The sequence below is a fragment of the Ferrimonas sediminum genome, assembly GCF_900100175.1.
Classification (GTDB): domain Bacteria; phylum Pseudomonadota; class Gammaproteobacteria; order Enterobacterales; family Shewanellaceae; genus Ferrimonas; species Ferrimonas sediminum.
The window spans coordinates 1-14,735 of the sequence record NZ_FNEM01000019.1; the positions used below are offsets into that span (position 1 = coordinate 1).

At 54.6% G+C, this 14,735-nt stretch carries 13 protein-coding genes and 1 tRNA gene; 10 read left to right on the forward strand and 4 right to left on the reverse strand.

Annotation, left to right across the window (positions count from 1 at the left end; translation table 11 throughout):
• Position 1 precedes the first annotated feature (1 nt).
• Positions 2-77: transfer RNA gene (locus tag BLT77_RS16880), tRNA-Phe, on the reverse strand.
• 296 nt (positions 78-373) lie between these two features.
• On the opposite strand from BLT77_RS16880, the gene BLT77_RS16885 reads away from it, so the two are divergent.
• Positions 374-1,666 (forward strand): transcriptional regulator, encoded by a 1,293-nt coding sequence (locus BLT77_RS16885; protein ID WP_176819362.1) that lies wholly within the window; start codon positions 374-376, stop codon positions 1,664-1,666.
• Positions 1,667-1,725: 59 nt separating this feature from the next.
• Here the strand turns inward: BLT77_RS16885 and BLT77_RS16890 are convergent, their stop codons facing one another.
• Genes BLT77_RS16890 through BLT77_RS16900 form a run of 3 tightly spaced genes read right to left on the reverse strand, consistent with a single transcriptional unit; the run spans position 1,726 to position 4,630 of the window.
• Positions 1,726-2,328: a TlpA family protein disulfide reductase gene (locus tag BLT77_RS16890; protein ID WP_090367593.1), complete on the reverse strand. Its 603-nt coding sequence runs from the start codon at positions 2,326-2,328 to the stop codon at positions 1,726-1,728.
• Between the two features lie 14 nt (positions 2,329-2,342).
• Positions 2,343-2,729, reverse strand: a complete 387-nt coding sequence (locus tag BLT77_RS16895) for a cytochrome c-type biogenesis protein (RefSeq protein WP_090367595.1) — start codon at positions 2,727-2,729, stop codon at positions 2,343-2,345.
• Positions 2,723-4,630, reverse strand: coding sequence for a heme lyase CcmF/NrfE family subunit (locus tag BLT77_RS16900; protein ID WP_176819363.1), 1,908 nt, complete (start codon positions 4,628-4,630; stop codon positions 2,723-2,725). Before BLT77_RS16900 ends, BLT77_RS16895 begins: the two co-directional genes overlap by 7 nt.
• Positions 4,631-5,145: 515 nt before the next feature.
• On the opposite strand from BLT77_RS16900, the gene BLT77_RS16905 reads away from it, so the two are divergent.
• The 9 genes from BLT77_RS16905 (at position 5,146) to BLT77_RS16945 (ending at position 14,694) form a co-directional block, all read left to right on the forward strand.
• On the forward strand, positions 5,146-7,170 hold the full coding sequence (locus BLT77_RS16905) for a cytochrome c3 family protein (protein ID WP_090367599.1): 2,025 nt from the start codon (positions 5,146-5,148) through the stop codon (positions 7,168-7,170).
• Between the two features lie 74 nt (positions 7,171-7,244).
• On the forward strand, positions 7,245-7,658 hold the full coding sequence (locus tag BLT77_RS16910; protein WP_425431744.1) for a rhodanese-like domain-containing protein: 414 nt from the start codon (positions 7,245-7,247) through the stop codon (positions 7,656-7,658).
• A gap of 39 nt (positions 7,659-7,697) precedes the next feature.
• Positions 7,698-8,507, forward strand: coding sequence for an FKBP-type peptidyl-prolyl cis-trans isomerase (locus BLT77_RS16915; protein WP_176819364.1), 810 nt, complete (start codon positions 7,698-7,700; stop codon positions 8,505-8,507).
• A gap of 43 nt (positions 8,508-8,550) precedes the next feature.
• Positions 8,551-9,249, forward strand: coding sequence for a tetratricopeptide repeat protein (locus BLT77_RS16920; RefSeq protein WP_090367605.1), 699 nt, complete (start codon positions 8,551-8,553; stop codon positions 9,247-9,249).
• Positions 9,250-9,307: 58 nt separating this feature from the next.
• Entirely contained in the window at positions 9,308-10,009 is a 702-nt protein-coding gene (locus BLT77_RS16925; protein WP_090367712.1) for a 4Fe-4S dicluster domain-containing protein, read from the forward strand.
• A gap of 5 nt (positions 10,010-10,014) precedes the next feature.
• On the forward strand, positions 10,015-10,959 hold the full coding sequence (gene nrfD / locus BLT77_RS16930; RefSeq protein WP_425431745.1) for an NrfD/PsrC family molybdoenzyme membrane anchor subunit: 945 nt from the start codon (positions 10,015-10,017) through the stop codon (positions 10,957-10,959).
• A 425-nt stretch (positions 10,960-11,384) separates the two neighbouring features.
• Positions 11,385-13,406 carry a cytochrome c3 family protein gene (locus BLT77_RS16935; RefSeq protein WP_090367608.1) on the forward strand — a complete coding sequence of 674 codons (2,022 nt, stop codon included), beginning with the start codon at positions 11,385-11,387 and terminating at the stop codon, positions 13,404-13,406.
• A 49-nt stretch (positions 13,407-13,455) separates the two neighbouring features.
• Positions 13,456-13,878 (forward strand): rhodanese-like domain-containing protein, encoded by a 423-nt coding sequence (locus BLT77_RS16940; protein ID WP_090367610.1) that lies wholly within the window; start codon positions 13,456-13,458, stop codon positions 13,876-13,878.
• Between the two features lie 57 nt (positions 13,879-13,935).
• Positions 13,936-14,694, forward strand: coding sequence for an FKBP-type peptidyl-prolyl cis-trans isomerase (locus BLT77_RS16945; RefSeq protein WP_245709985.1), 759 nt, complete (start codon positions 13,936-13,938; stop codon positions 14,692-14,694).
• The last annotated feature ends 41 nt before the right edge of the window (positions 14,695-14,735 follow it).

Genomic DNA, 14,735 nt, shown 5'->3' on the forward strand with positions numbered 1-14,735 from the left:
ATGGTGCCTCGACCCGGAATCGAACCAGGGACACGGGGATTTTCAATCCCCTGCTCTACCAACTGAGCTATCGAGGCGACGGGGCGTATTAAACGGGTTTGCGCAGTTGCAGTCAAACTTTTTTAGTTACCTCGCCTCCGTTTGCTGAAAAAACCTCCGTTTTCATTGGGGGTGAGAGCGATTTTCAGGAGGAAAGGGGGCTTCATTTATGGAACTATCAGATATTGATTTTACAGCGACTTAGTTTCTGCGAAAACCATCACAGGATAGTGGTTTTTCTGTTGGCATAATGGTCTATGGGAGCGTTCGATGCTCCAAAATCGAGAGTAAAAACGACTAACTCTTTTTTACGAAATTGAACTAGGCAGCCGTGGTGAAACATTTGCAGCTAACAAGTTATCTTGTGCTGGACAATCAGCATCTGTGTTTGATTGATCAGCGTTCCGGCGATGAGGTGAAGCTCTCTTTTGCAGAGTCGGCAGTATTGCATCACCTTGTAGTCAGACAGCATGAAATTTGCACCAAGGAAGATTTATTATCAGTGGGGTGGCCGGAGCGGGTTGTGGCGCCGTCCTCGCTGATTCAGTGCATTAGTACCTTGAGAAAAAAGCTTGAGCCTTATCCTGAATTCAGTTTAAAGACGGTGGCTCGCCGTGGCTATCAAGTGGTGATTAATGACGAGAGCCTGAATGTTGCCCCTACGGCGGCAATGGCCTCTCCAGGGGAGCTGCCAGCTCCCAGCTCCAAGCGAACCAGAATGGCTTTGATAGCCATTACAGTGCTGTTGGTCGTGGGGATGGTATTCGTACTGCAATTTCCTAGAATTCATGCCAGTAACAGCCTAAATGATTGGGTATGGATTGAGTCGGGCAAATTAAAGATTGGTAACGCGAAGGGGCAGACGGATGTACTGGCGTCATCCCAGGCCACCAATGCTGAACTGGCCCGCTGGCAGCGCCATTTTGGCAGCGGTTATGTGCAGCCGGTAATTGCCGACTATAAGGCGTTTGCCTTAACCGATGGTAAAACGGATTCTATTTCTATCTGTCCGGGATTCGAGGACGGGAAGGGGTGTGCCGGGAAAGACATCATTAATATCAATTTCCCTACCACTGAAAAAGTGAAGATGGATCTGCCGGTGTTTTTCGAGCTGGCCAAGATCATGGAGCAGCGGATCCGTTACAACCGCATTGAGTTGCCGACCATCCCTTATCATCAAGGGGAGTTGACGGAGCATATGTACAGCGCCGACATGTACTTCCCCCGTAATGACCAACTGCTGGTCAGGGTCGACCACAATATCTCGGTTGTGTACAAAGACGATTCCAAAGGGATGTTCTTCGCGTCTTTCTGCGTGACCGATCAGGACTGCAAAACGTCACCCATCAAGTACGACTTCGAGGGCGAGTTTGTCCGTTATGACGCCTATATCGGCGACCATAAAATCGATGTGTTTAAGGTGTCGACCAACTCTCGCAATCTGCACAAACCTGAGGTCGTGACCCCGGCGGCGTTGCCATATTACCGTGAACTGCGTCGCCAGAGTCTGTCGGATGAGGCACTGTACTTCTACCGTTTCTATCAGGATGAGCACTCGGCAGCCTGGGTGATTCCGTTCTATGGCCATACTGTGGCCTGGATGAAGCAGTCCACCATGGCGATGTAAAACGGTATTGATAAACAAAAAGGCGGCCCATGGCCGCCTTTTTTGATTGCAAATCCGGGTTATGGGGTGATGGGGTTCAGGTGGGTGTATTTGTCGATCAACTGATCCAGATAGGGGGCGACGTCTTTGTCTTCCCAGTCCAGATAACCGCGCACAAAGCCGACCAAGTTGCCATTGCTGTCAAGGACATAGGTGGCCGGAACCACATTGACCGGCATCACGCCATTCATGCTGTGCTCTTTATCGAACAGAGAGTCGATGTCGTCCAGTTGATAGTTGGCCAGAACGTTATACACCTCATCCGGTGACAATTCGTCGATGGAAACGGGCACGACTTTCAGGTTCTTGTGAGCGTAATCCTGCTCCAACTGGCGCATGGCGGGCAACTCTTTGATACAGGGGCCACACCAGCTGGCCCAGATGTTGATTAGGGTGACTTTACCCTGATACTGGTTCATGGAGACGGGCTTGCCCTGACGGTCGTCGAAGATCAGTTCCGGTGGCTTGCGGGCGTTACTGAACTCCACAAACTTCGTCATGATCATCGGCTTTTCTATGGGATCACCGGTCGGGTATACCTTTGGCAGGTTTGAGGCCAGGCTGTGGATGGGCAGGCTGCAGGCTGCCAGGGTGAGCGACAGCAGGAGAGGACGTAGTTTCATAGCGGAGTCCATTTTCAGTGTTGAGTGTGGCGTCGGCGGAGCAGAGGCCACATCAGTATCAGCAGGATGGTGGTGACCAGCAGCAGCGGCAGCAACCACAGCATGGCGGTGCCGGCATTGAGGGCTGGCTGGTAGTGAATCTGTTCGCCGTAGCGCTGTACCAGGAAGTCGATGATCTGTCTGCGACTTTTGCCCTGGTTCAGCTGCTCGGCAATCTGGCCTTTGAGCTCATAGGCGATGGGGGCCTCAGACTCCAGCACATTAAGATTCACCGAGGAGGGGCAGCGCAGGTCGGCGGCGATGGCATTGACTGCGCGATGCAACTCGACGCCACTGAGTGGTTCGGCGCTGAACAGCGGTGGCGTAAGCAGTGCCAGTACCAATGGTAGGTATTTCAGCATAGGGGGCACTCCCGATGGGTTTCGCGATGCGTTCGCCGCCAGGCCAGAGCACCGGCAAAGGCGCAGATTAAGCCGCCAATCCAGAGCAGCCGAACCCAGGGCTTGTAGCTGATGCGTACCAGGTATTCGCTGTCGCTGACCGCCGGCCCCATGGATAGATAGAGATCAGACAACAGGGAGTGATAGACCCCGGCGATGGTCATTTCGCTCATGTCGTCCATGTAGGTGCGTCTCTGTGGATACAGGTAAGTCAGTGTCTGCTCGCGGCTGTCTTCGATACGGACGGTACCCTGCATGGCGCTGTAGGACCGATGTTCTACCCGATCCGTTTGCTCGTATATCGCGGTCAGGCCAGCAACAACCTTGCCGTTGCCCGGCCCCATCCTGACCATGGCGGCCTGCTCAAAGTTGGACAGAACAGTCGCGCCGAGAATAAAGACTGCAACACCGGTATGGGCGAGGGTTGAGGGCAGGTTCAGGCGCAACCGGGCGTGTTTGAAGTGGTGGGCCGCGCCAATGAGCAGGCAACTGCCGATCCAGAAGGCAGATACAAAACCTTGCCACATCCACAGGGGGGCGCTGCTGTCCTGATACAGACTTAAGCCGCTGGCGGCCAAGATAACCATCATCGCCAAGGTGATTTTCTTAGTGGTGGTCCAGGTTGCCTGGGGCAGAGTAACCCAGCCAAGCAAGCCGGCGCACAGGCTGACGATGGGAATGAAAACGGTATTGAAATAGGGGGCACCGACAGAGATGCTGCCAAGTCCCATTGCACTGAAAATAAATGGATAGCAGGTTCCCAGCAACACAGAGAATGCCGCGGTTATCAGCAGCAGACTCGCCACCATGACCAACCAGTGATTGCTGCCACCGGTGAGGGCGCTACCCCGCTTCATTCCGGGCGCCCGCAGGGCAAACACCACCAAGGCGGGAATGATGGCGGCCAGCAGCAGGATCAGAATGCCCATGCCGCGGTTGGGATCGGCGGCAAAGGCGTGCACCGACTGGATGACCCCTGAGCGAACCAAAAAGGTGCCGATAAGGCTGACACTAAAGCCAGACAGGCACAGCAGCAGGGTGGTCAGGGTCATGGCATTTTGGCTGCGGTTGAGGTGCAGGGTATGCAGTAATGCGCAACTGATGAGCCAGGGAATAAACGAGGCGTTTTCTACCGGATCCCAGAACCACCAGCCACCCCAACCCAGTTCGTTGTAGGCCCACCATGAGCCGAACAGGTTGCCCAGAGTCAGGAAGAACCAGGCAGTCAGGTTCCAGCGACGAAACCAGCCGCTGTCGCCGCGATGGCTACCGTTGCTGAGCAGTGCGGTGATGGCACCGGCAAACAGTACAGTTAGCGCCACATAACCGAGAAATACCATGGGGGGGTGCAGTATCAGACCGATGTCCTGCAGCATGGGGTTGAGATCCCGTCCCTCCACCGGCACATCCGGCAGTAACCGGGAAAACGGGTTGGAGGTAAAGAGCACAAACAGCAGGAAGCCAAAGCTCAGCATCGCCAGCACATTGCTGGCTCGGGGAGCAAAGCGGTTGGGGTAGTGATGACAGCCAGCCACCCTGGCAGTCACGACGGTTAATCCAAGAGTCCAGAACAGAATTGAGCCTTCATGCCCTCCCCATAATGCCGCGACTTTGAAGTACCAAGCCAGATGGGTATTGGAGTGATGAGCCACATAGGCAACTGAGAAGTCGTTGATCAGAAATGCGTACACCAGAGTGGCGGTGGCCAACAGGGCACAAGCTGCCATTAACAGAGTAAGAGGCTGAGTCATGCGCGCCAGGTAGGCTTCGATTGGCCGCCCCCAAAACAGACTAAAGCTGGCGATCAACAGCGCCAAGGAGGTGGCGATTATAAGCAGAAAGTGACCGATTTCAGGAATCACAACTGGCCTCTCAAGGTCGTGGGTAGATACAGAAAAGCGTGGAGCTGAACGGATAGAATTACCTTAGCATTGATGAAATGACGGTGCCGCAGACATTAATTAAAAGTGTGACCAAAGAAAGTAATTAATTCGGGTGGAATTCGAAACTGTTTACCCTGAGGTCTTTTTAGATGTGATTATGTTTTTTATTCTTGGTTATTCTTCGGTGATTTTCTTTTTTTATCTTTTTTTATCCTCTTTTGTTTAATAAAAAAACCTATTAAAGCATCAGCTCAGAACCTGTCTGTATTTTTCATAGGTCTTTGTTTTGTTGGGTATTAGCTGGTAATTTTGGGCGGGACTTTAGGGTCCGAAAAAAACTGAAGTTAATTTGTGCGTCAGTTCCACATTTATCCAGTAACTTTCTGTTTTCATTATTTACGTTTCTTGGCACTAGCAGACTTGAATTGGTGACAAAGCTTCGAATAAAGGGCGTCACCTAGCAGGAAACAAAATACCTTTTGTAGGAGATAATGATGAAAGGCTGGAAATTAAAGGCTTCTTTAGGCGCCTTGTTCTGCGTTGGAGCAGTGGGTTCAGCCCATGCCTCTGATGCCGCACAAAGTGACCAGGGCTATAAACAGTCGCCTCAGGCTCGGATGATATTGGCTAACCCCGATGGCACCGAGGAAGAAAAAGGCGTTAAGTCACTGCACGACTATATCGTTCAGGAGAAAGAGCTGTGGGACTTCCTGTTTGAGAACCACCCGGTTTTCAAAACCTATGCGCCGGAAGGCCGCATGGTGGGTAAGCCGCACATCTCGGATCGTGGCGAAGAATACCTTCATACCGGTAACTCTGAAGATTACAGCGCCAAGGTTGGTCGCCCCAGTGCGGCTCAGTATCGCCTGGGCGCCAAATCGATTCTGGATTACCCCAACAAGTTTATTGGCCCGGAGAAGTGTGGTGAATGCCACGGCGTTCAGTACGAGAAGTGGAAGCGCTCCCGCCACGCCAAAACTGTTCGCTTCCCGGAAGAGGTTGTGGAAGCCGGTGGTGATCTGAAGAAAGGCATGTATGGCACCGATGTGCCTCTGCTGCCTGCGGGGATTACTCAGGATTACATCTACGCCCTGATCGGAACCCCACGGACCAAGTATGGCTATATCGACCCCTACCTGGTGCGTGGTTCTTACAGCGTTCGTGGCGGGTTGCTTAAAGATGGTACCGGTACTCTGCACGCGGGCAGCAACCAGTTCTCTGTTAACTGGCTGACCTTCCTGACCCCAGAGAAGGCCCGTGAAATCAAAGAGGTCATTCCTGAGTTCCCGGCCACCATGGAGGAGTTTGGCGACTCCGGTTCCAATGTGTGGGGGGTGAACTCCTACGGTGCCAAGCAGGACAAGATGTTCCTGTTCCAGCCAGCAGCGTCCTACTGTGAGGTTTGCCACACCTTCAAGTTCGACTTTAAGAGCAAGCAGGAGTTCTTCGACGCCCTTGGCAACCCGGAAGAGCTGCGTAAGCACACCATCTCCAAAGGCATTGCTTGTGAAGAGTGTCATGGTGCCGGTGCCCACCTGGATGGCGGTGTCGGTGGCGGCATGCCGTCTAACTGTGAACGCTGTCACCAGCGCTTTAACTATGTGGCAGAGATGGGTGAAGGCCCGAATGCCAAGCCGGAAGATGCCTTTACGGTGAAGATGAAGGGCGCCTGTCCATCCTGCGGTACCGAGGGTGGTCAGATGTTCAACTCTGCACACTATGACAAGGGCATGCGTTGCTCCACCTGTCACGATCCTCATGAAGTGACCGATGGCAGCTACCTGTCTGGTGTGACCAAGACCAAGCTGAAGAAGGACTGTGCCGACTGTCACGAAGTGCAGGCGGAGTTCCACAAATCCTCCAAGCCGCACAGCGAAAGCGATTGTACCTCTTGTCACATGCCGAACATGGGCAGCTGCGAGAAGTTCACCGCCATTCAGTTCCCGGATCAGGCTGGTTTCGACAACGTTCGTGCCTCCCACATCTGGAACATCAAGGTTCACCCAACCAAGAAGACGCTGAATCCGCCGGAAGGCAAGCCGCGTACGTCCAAGACCAAGGGCTGGACTGTGGCTCAGGATGAGGATGGCTATTCCTACCTGGATCTGATGTGGACCTGTGCCCGTACCTCGGCGCTGGACCGCACCGTTCTTAATGGCAAGGGCTGTCACAGCCAGTTCCAGTCCGAGCTGGATGAAGGGCTGCATTTTGAAGACCAGATGGAGATCTACGGTGAAGTCACCAAGTGGCAGGAGCCTGTTAAGGAGACTCACGCCAAGGTGGTTAAGCAGCTGGAGCGCATCGATGAGCTGATGAACGTCACTCGCCTGTCCGTATCCGAAAAAGCCAAAGTACTGATGATGGTCGACAAGGCCCGTGAGTCAGTGGCCAAAGTGGAGAAAGACGGTTCCTGGGGTGTTCATGGTCCGTCGTTGGCCAAGCGCATGATGAGCGATGCCTGGATTTACGTTCAGGAAGCGCAGTCCATCATGGATAACGCCGGTTACGACAGCAAGTAACAGCGATTGCCCCCGGCACCGGTGTGCCGGGGGCAGATTTCTTTGAGCAGCAAGAGAGGCACACCATGCGAGGAATGGGAATTGTATTAGTGGCGCTGTTATCCATGGCTCCCCTGAGTCTGATGGCCGGCGGTGCCGATGAGATTCGGCCAGCCGAAGAGTTCCGGCAGGAGCTGAACTTCATCAGCATGCAGGAAGCCGAGCTGCTGGTGGGCCGCAAAGACGTTTATTTTTTTGATGTAAATACGCTGGAGCTGTGGGCCGAAGGGTTTATCCCCGGTGCGGTGCATTTCTTTACCGAAGACTGGAAGTCGCTGCTTCCGGAAGACAAGGGCGCCCAGCTGATTTTTTATTGTGCCAACCGCCTGTGTAACGCCAGTGAGATTGCGGCCTACGCGGTGATGAAGATGGGCTACACCAACGTCAGGCAGATGCCCGACGGCATCTACGGCTGGCGCATGTCCGGTCGAGTGGTGGAAAAACCTTAACCCAGAATCCTCTGAAATGAACGAATGAGAGATCAGATTATGAAGTTAATTATCAAACCCTTATTGGTGTCTTTGGCGGTCAGTGCCTGTTTCAGTGCGGGTGTCCGGGCCGAGCAGCAGGATCTGGCCAAAGAGTCTTACGCCATCGGCGCGTCCATGGGCAAATATCTGACTGGGCAGATGGCCAGTCAGAAGGAGTTTGGACTGGATGTGGAGTTGGAATCGCTGATTGCCGGCTTCAATGACGCCATCAATGGGGTCGAGAAGATGGACAACGACACTTTGGTCGGGGTGCTGAATGCCCGGGCACAGTTGTTGAACACTCGCCAGGATGAGCGTCAGGCGGCGTTGCTGAAGCAGTTAAGCGAAGAGTCGCGGGACTACCTTGCCAGCAACCGCGACAAGCCTGGTGTCAGCGTCACCGACTCCGGCCTGCAGTATGAGGTGCTGGTCAAGGGGGAGGGCGTTAAGCCGGCCCGGGAGGATGCGGTGACGGTGCATTACAAAGGTTCCTTCATCAACGGAAACGTATTCCAGAACACCCATGAAAGCGGCGAACCGCAGCGGGTCGCGCTGATTAACTCCATTGCCGGCTGGGAAGAGGGGCTGCAACTGATGCCGGTGGGGTCGACCTATCGATTCACCATCCCTGCCGAACTGGCCTATGGCCAGGAGGGGATGGGCGCGATTCCCGGCGGTTCTGCGGTGATCTTCGAAATCGAACTGATCGAAACCAAAAAGCCCGGTCAGGCGCATGAAGGGGTCGACATGGGTAAAGGCATGGGCATGGGTAAAGGTATGGGTATGGGCATGGGGATGGTGACCTCACCAATCCTGACTCATCAATAAGTTGTGGGAATCGATTCGAACCTGAGCAAGGTGGTTGTCCGGTATGAATAGCTTATCTCTCGTTCTGGCACTGGTGTTGCTGGCTACGACCGTGACCGTGACGTTGAGTCATCGTCATGTTCGGCGTCAGTGCCAGTCAGGAGCCGAAGAGCCCCCCTTTGGGATCATCACCGTGTCACCCTGGTGGCTGGCATGGATGCTGATCTGTCTCATCCTCTCATCCTCACTGTTGTATGGGCAACTGGGGCGCTATGGGGACTGGAACAGCGGCGTGGTTCAGGATCGGGTCGATTACCTGCTGCAAGCAGCCATAAATCAGAGCCGGATGGAGGCCGACACCCGGCCTCAGGACTCGGATGCCTTAATGCAACTGGCCGACAGCTACGCGTCCGGTGGCAAATATGACGACGCCGTAACGGTGATAGAACAGCTGATCTCCCTGGATGGGGAGAGTGCTCAACGGCTTGGCTTGAAAGCGAAGTACTTGTACTACCGGGATAACAGGAAGCTCGGCAACGAAGCTTTGGCGGCGGTATCCAAGGCCCTGAAGCTGGACAACTCCGATGTGACCACCCGTGAGTTCATGGCCACCCAGGCCTACCGGAAGGGGGCGTATGGCACGGCCATTGAACATTGGCAGGTCATTCTCGATAGCGGCAATGGCGGAGCATATCGTCGCGCTATTGAGAGTGCCATTACTCGCGCCCAGGCCAAGCAATTAGCGGCCAGACAGCAGCCTTAGCGACTGATTTGGACCGCGACCATAAAAACAGAGATGGTTGGAGGATGATGTGAACGACATGATGTTACCGAGGCGACGCCTGCTTCAGGGCATGGGGCTCGGATCCGTGGCGGTTCTGGCGGGCGGGTGCGGTTCGACGGACCCGGGCGCCCAGGACGGCAAAGGACCCCACTATGTGATGCTGTTTGACCAGACCAAGTGTGTGGGATGCGGCCGCTGCAAAGAGGCGTGTAACCAGGCCAATAATCTGCCCGAAGGGGTGTCCAGGCTGACGTTGGAGCGCCAGAGTGATCGGGTGGCTGGGGCGGTGTGCCCCACCTGTGGTAAAACCGAGTGCAATTGCGACCGCAAGTACGTCCGTGTGTCTTGCCAGCAGTGCCAGAAAGCGCCCTGTGTGATGGTCTGTCCTACCGGGGCTGCCCATCGAGATGCCAAAACTGGCATTGTGACCATGGACGCCGATAAGTGCGCCGGCTGCAAATACTGCATCGCGGCCTGTCCCTATCAGGCCCGGTTTATCAACCAGGATACTCAGGTCGCCGATAACTGCGATTTTTGCCTGCACAGCAAACTGGCCAAAGGGGAGTTGCCTGCCTGTGTGTCGCAATGCAAATTCAAGGCTCTGGTGTTTGGCGATGCCAATGATCCGGACTCCTACGTCAGCAAGCTACTGTCGGTAAAAAATACCAGCCGAATCAAGCCGCACCTCGGTACCGAACCGAGCCTGCACTATCTCGCCATTACCAAGCCAGAGGTTTAACCATTATGACTGCCATAGATTTTACTACCGGTCTTGGTGATGCCATTGCCTGGCCCTGGCCCATCGCGGTGTATCTGTTTTTCGCCGGCATCTCCGGAGGTGCTCTGAGCATCGCCCTGTTGATCCGGTTGTTCCATAAGCAGACCACTAACACCCCGCTGCTCAAGGCGGCCTCGGCGGTGGCGTTTGTCACCATCTGTCTCGGTATGCTGTGCCTGGTGCTTGACCTGACCAATCCACTGTTTTTCTGGAAGATACTGGTTTACTACAACCTGAACTCGGTGATGTCCCTCGGGGTCATTGTGCTGCTGTTCTACATTCCTGTGGCGGCGCTGCTGGCGGCGTTTGCCCTGCGGGATGAGCTGCTGGCCATCCCTCAGCTGGGCTGGCTCAAAGGGGTGCTCGATGGTTTGATGTTCACCCGGCGGCCGCTGGAGAAGCTGGCGTTGGTGCTGGCCATATCGGTGTGCGCCTATACCGGCTTTTTGATCTCAGCGCTGATTCGTTTTCCCATCATCAACACCTCGTTGTTGCCGGCGCTGTTTATCGTCTCCGGGCTGTCCGCCGGAGCGGCAATGGCCAAGATGACGGCGGTGACCTGGTTCAAGGAGCCGCTGCACAGTCGGGAGATGACGCTGCTGCACGGTGCCGAGTGGCCGATCATGGCGGTAGAAGGGATGTTCCTGTTTATGCTGTTCAGTGGTCTGATTTTTGGTGATGCCACCAGCCAGGCGGCCATGAGCGCATTTTCACAGGGCGGCTGGTCCAGCTTGTTCTGGATTGGCGTGGTGGGACTGGGATTTGTGTTGCCTCTGCTGCTGAACTTTGCGTTTGGGCAGAGGTTTGCCGGTTCGTCCCGCGCCTTCTACCTCACCGGAGGCAGCGTGGTGTGCGGCATGATGTGCCTGCGTTTGTTCCTGCTGTACGCTGGCCAGATCTATTCCATTTAAGCGTCACCAACAGGAGTGTCAGGCTCCGCCGCGTGACCACCGCGCTTCGCTTCGGGGAAGCGCGGTTTTTTGTTGCAGTGACCGTGATCGCACAAATCTGAAATCTTCGAAGTGACCATGGCTATGCTCGGCTTTTTGATCTTTTTTGCCGGCAAAAGAGCGGCCAAAAGGTCTATTTAATCATCATTAAATGACTTTTATTTATTTTTATCCAGTTGAATTAATTGGTTTTATTTGGCTTTGTTTTTGACTGCAAGGTTTGAGTTCTAAAGCGAATGGTGACTGTGGTTAAGCTCCGGTTTCCTTCGGCCCTATTCTGGTCTTATAGCCTCGTTTCTTGAATTGAATTGATTCGAAACCGATGCCGGCCTCAATAAGAACGGCTGCATCAGGCAAGGAACAATAACCTTTTGTAGGAGATAATGATGAAAGGCTGGAAATTGAAGGCGTCATTGGCCGCCTTGATCTGTGTTGGTGCGGCAGGCTCTGCCTCTGCATCCGATGCGGCTCAGAGTAGTCAAGGCTACAAACAATCGCCTCAGGCTCAGATGATCATGGGTAACCCCGATGGCACTGAGGAGAAGAAGGGCGTAAAGAGCCTGCACGACTACATTGTGCAGGAGAAAGAGCTGTGGGACTTCCTGTTTGAGAACCACCCGGTTTTCAAGACCTATGCTCCGGAAGGCCGTATGGTGGGCAAACCGCACATCTCGGATCGTGGTGAAGAGTATCTGCACACAGGTAACTCCGAGGATTACAGTGCCAAGAGCGGTCGCCCGATGGCGGTTCAGTATCGCTTGGGTGCCAAGTCGATTCTGGATTACCCCAATAAGTTTATCGGTCCTGAAAAGTGCGGCGAGTGTCACGGCGTTCAGTACGAGAAGTGGAAACGCTCCCGCCACGCCAAAGTGGTTCGCTTCCCTGATGAGATGGAAGAGGTCGGTGGCGATCTGAGTAAGGGGATGTTCGGCACCGATGTGACGATTCTGCCTGAGGGCATCACCGAAGACTCCATCTACGCGGTCATCGGTACTCCACGAACCAAGTACGGCTTCATTGATGCCTGGCTGGTGCGCGGCTCCTACCACGTAAAAGATGGCCTGCTGAAAGACGGCACCGGTACCCTGCACGCCGGTGGTAACCAGTTCTCTGTCAACTGGCTGACCTTCCTGACTCCAGAAAAGGCCCGTGAAATCAAGGAAGTGATTCCTGAGTTCCCGGCCACCATGGAGGAGTTTGGCGACTCCGGCTCCGACACCTGGGGGGTGAACTCCTATGGTGCCAAGAAGGATAAAGAGTTCCTGTTCCAACCGGCCTCCTCCTACTGTGAGATGTGCCACACCTTTAAGTTCGACTTCCAGAACAAGCAGGAGTTTTTCGACGCCCTCGGCGATCCGAAGAAACTGCGTGAACACACCATCTCCAAAGGCATCTCCTGTGAAGAGTGTCACGGCGCCGGTGCCCACCTGGATGGCGGCGTCGGCGGCGGCATGCCATCCAACTGTGAACGTTGTCACCAGCGCTTCAACTACGTGGCTGAGATGGCCGAAGGCCCGAATGCCAAGCCGGAAGATGCCTTCAGTGTGAAGATGAAGGGCTCCTGCCCATCCTGTGGTACCGAGGGTGGTCAGATGTTCAACTCCAAGCACTATGACAAAGGTATGCGTTGCTCCACCTGTCACGATCCTCATGAAGTGACCGACGGCAACTACCTGTCAGGCTTCACCAAGACCAAGATCAAGAAGGACTGCGCCGATTGTCACCAGGCCCAGGCTGAGTTCCACAAGTCTTCGGCGCCTCACAGCGACAACGACTGTACCTCTTGCCACATGCCAAACATGGGCAGTTGCGAGAAGTTCACCGCGATTCAGTTCAACGATCAGGCTGGTTTCGACAACGTCCGTGCTTCCCACATCTGGAACATCGAAGTCTCTCCGACCAAGAAGACCCTGAACCCGCCGGAAGGGCTGCCTCGCAAGGCGACCACCAAAGGCTGGACAGTCGCTCAGGACGAAGAGGGTTACTCCTACCTGGATCTAATGTGGACCTGTGCCCGGACTTCGGCGCTGGATCTGACGGTGGTCAACGGCAAAGGCTGCCACAGCCAGTTCCAGTCTGAACTGGATGAAGGCTTGCACTTCGAAGATCAGCTTGAGATCTACGGTGAAGTGATGAAGTGGCAGGAGCCGGTTAAAGAGACTCACGCCAAGGTGGTGAAGCAGATCAGCCGTATTGATGAGCTGATGAATGTGACCCGCCTGTCGGTCTCTGACAAGGCCAAGGTGCTGATGATGGTTGATAAGGCCCGTGAGGCCGCCGCCAAGGTAGAGAAAGATGGCTCCTGGGGTGTCCATGGTCCGGCTCTGGCGAAACGCATGATGAGTGATGCCTGGATCTACGTTCAGGAAGCTCAGGCCATCATGGATGAAGCCGGTTACAACCAGTAATACCGACGTGCCCCCGGCGTAATGCCGGGGGCGAATTAAGGAACTGACTATGCAACGACTCATGACTGCGGCGACTCTGGCTTTGGCTCTGCTGGCCCCGTCGACGCTGGCCGGTGGCGCCGATGAGATACGGCCTGCCGACGATTACCGGATGGAACTGAACTACATCAGCATGCAGGAAGCGGAACAGCTGGTCGGTAACAAAGAGGTGTACTTCTTTGATGTAAATACCCTTGAGCTGTGGGCCGAAGGCTTCATTCCCGGAGCGGTTCATTTCTTTACCGAAGATTGGAAGTCCCTGCTGCCAAAAGACAAAAACGCTCAGATGATTTTTTACTGTGCCAATCGTCTTTGCAATGCCAGTGAGATTGCGGCGTTTTCCGTGATGCAACTGGGTTACACCAACGTCAGACAGATGCCTGACGGCATCTATGGGTGGCGAATGTCAGGACGCCCGACCGAAAAGCCATAACCCTGATCCTAACTCCCGAGTTCAAGAGAGAACGTGATGAAAATGATTGCAAAACCAATGATGATTTCCCTGGCTGTGGCCGTTTGTTTCAGCGCCTCGGTTGTGGCCAAACAGGAGCAGACGCTCAATGAAGAGTCCTACGCCATCGGCGCGTCATTGGGGAAATACCTCAATGGCCAAATCGTGACTCAGAAAGAGTTCGGTCTGGATGTGGAGCTGGAGCAGATCATTCAGGGGTTTACCGATGCGGTAAATGGCGACCTGAAGCTGGATAACGACGCTTTGGTGGACGTGCTCAATGCCCGGGCCAAAGTGCTAAATGAAGTGAAAAAGGAGCGCCGAGACGCTCTGGTGGCTGAGGTGGCGCAGGCCTCGGTGGATTACCTCGATGAAAATCGCGCCAAACAGGGAGTATCGGTGACGGAGTCCGGCCTGCAGTACGAAGTGCTGGTGCAGGGTCAGGGTGACAAGCCGGCCCGCGAAGATGCGGTTACCGTGCACTACAAAGGCCAGCTGATCGACGGCACGGTGTTTCAGGATACCCACGAAGCGGGCGAACCCAAACAGGTGGCGCTGATTAACTCCATCGCTGGCTGGGAAGAGGGATTGCAACTGATGCCCATTGGTTCAACCTATCGCTTTACCATTCCGGCGGAACTCGCTTATGGCACCGAAGGCATGGGGGTGATTCCCGGCGGTGCGGCGGTGGTGTTTGAGATCGAGTTGATCGAGTCCAACAAGCCCGGCCAGGCCCATCAAGGCATGGGAATGGGTATGGGTAATGCCGGCATGTCTGGCATGTTCCATCAGAAATAATCCGATTACGTCGATTCGAATCCGGGAAGGGCAGAGGACAG

What these genes read in the sequence shown, in the direction of transcription:
- BLT77_RS16945 (WP_245709985.1), top strand. Translation starts at nt 13,936, where the DNA reads ATGATGATTTCCCTGGCTGTGGCCGTTTGTTTCAGCGCCTCGGTTGTG.
- BLT77_RS16920 (WP_090367605.1), top strand. Translation starts at nt 8,551, where the DNA reads ATGAATAGCTTATCTCTCGTTCTGGCACTGGTGTTGCTGGCTACGACC.
- BLT77_RS16890 (WP_090367593.1), bottom strand. Translation starts at nt 2,328, where the DNA reads ATGAAACTACGTCCTCTCCTGCTGTCGCTCACCCTGGCAGCCTGCAGC.
- BLT77_RS16925 (WP_090367712.1), top strand. Translation starts at nt 9,308, where the DNA reads ATGATGTTACCGAGGCGACGCCTGCTTCAGGGCATGGGGCTCGGATCC.
- nrfD (WP_425431745.1), top strand. Translation starts at nt 10,015, where the DNA reads ATGACTGCCATAGATTTTACTACCGGTCTTGGTGATGCCATTGCCTGG.
- BLT77_RS16895 (WP_090367595.1), bottom strand. Translation starts at nt 2,729, where the DNA reads ATGCTGAAATACCTACCATTGGTACTGGCACTGCTTACGCCACCGCTG.
- BLT77_RS16940 (WP_090367610.1), top strand. Translation starts at nt 13,456, where the DNA reads ATGCAACGACTCATGACTGCGGCGACTCTGGCTTTGGCTCTGCTGGCC.
- BLT77_RS16905 (WP_090367599.1), top strand. Translation starts at nt 5,146, where the DNA reads ATGAAAGGCTGGAAATTAAAGGCTTCTTTAGGCGCCTTGTTCTGCGTT.
- BLT77_RS16935 (WP_090367608.1), top strand. Translation starts at nt 11,385, where the DNA reads ATGAAAGGCTGGAAATTGAAGGCGTCATTGGCCGCCTTGATCTGTGTT.
- BLT77_RS16910 (WP_425431744.1), top strand. Translation starts at nt 7,245, where the DNA reads ATGGGAATTGTATTAGTGGCGCTGTTATCCATGGCTCCCCTGAGTCTG.
- BLT77_RS16915 (WP_176819364.1), top strand. Translation starts at nt 7,698, where the DNA reads ATGAAGTTAATTATCAAACCCTTATTGGTGTCTTTGGCGGTCAGTGCC.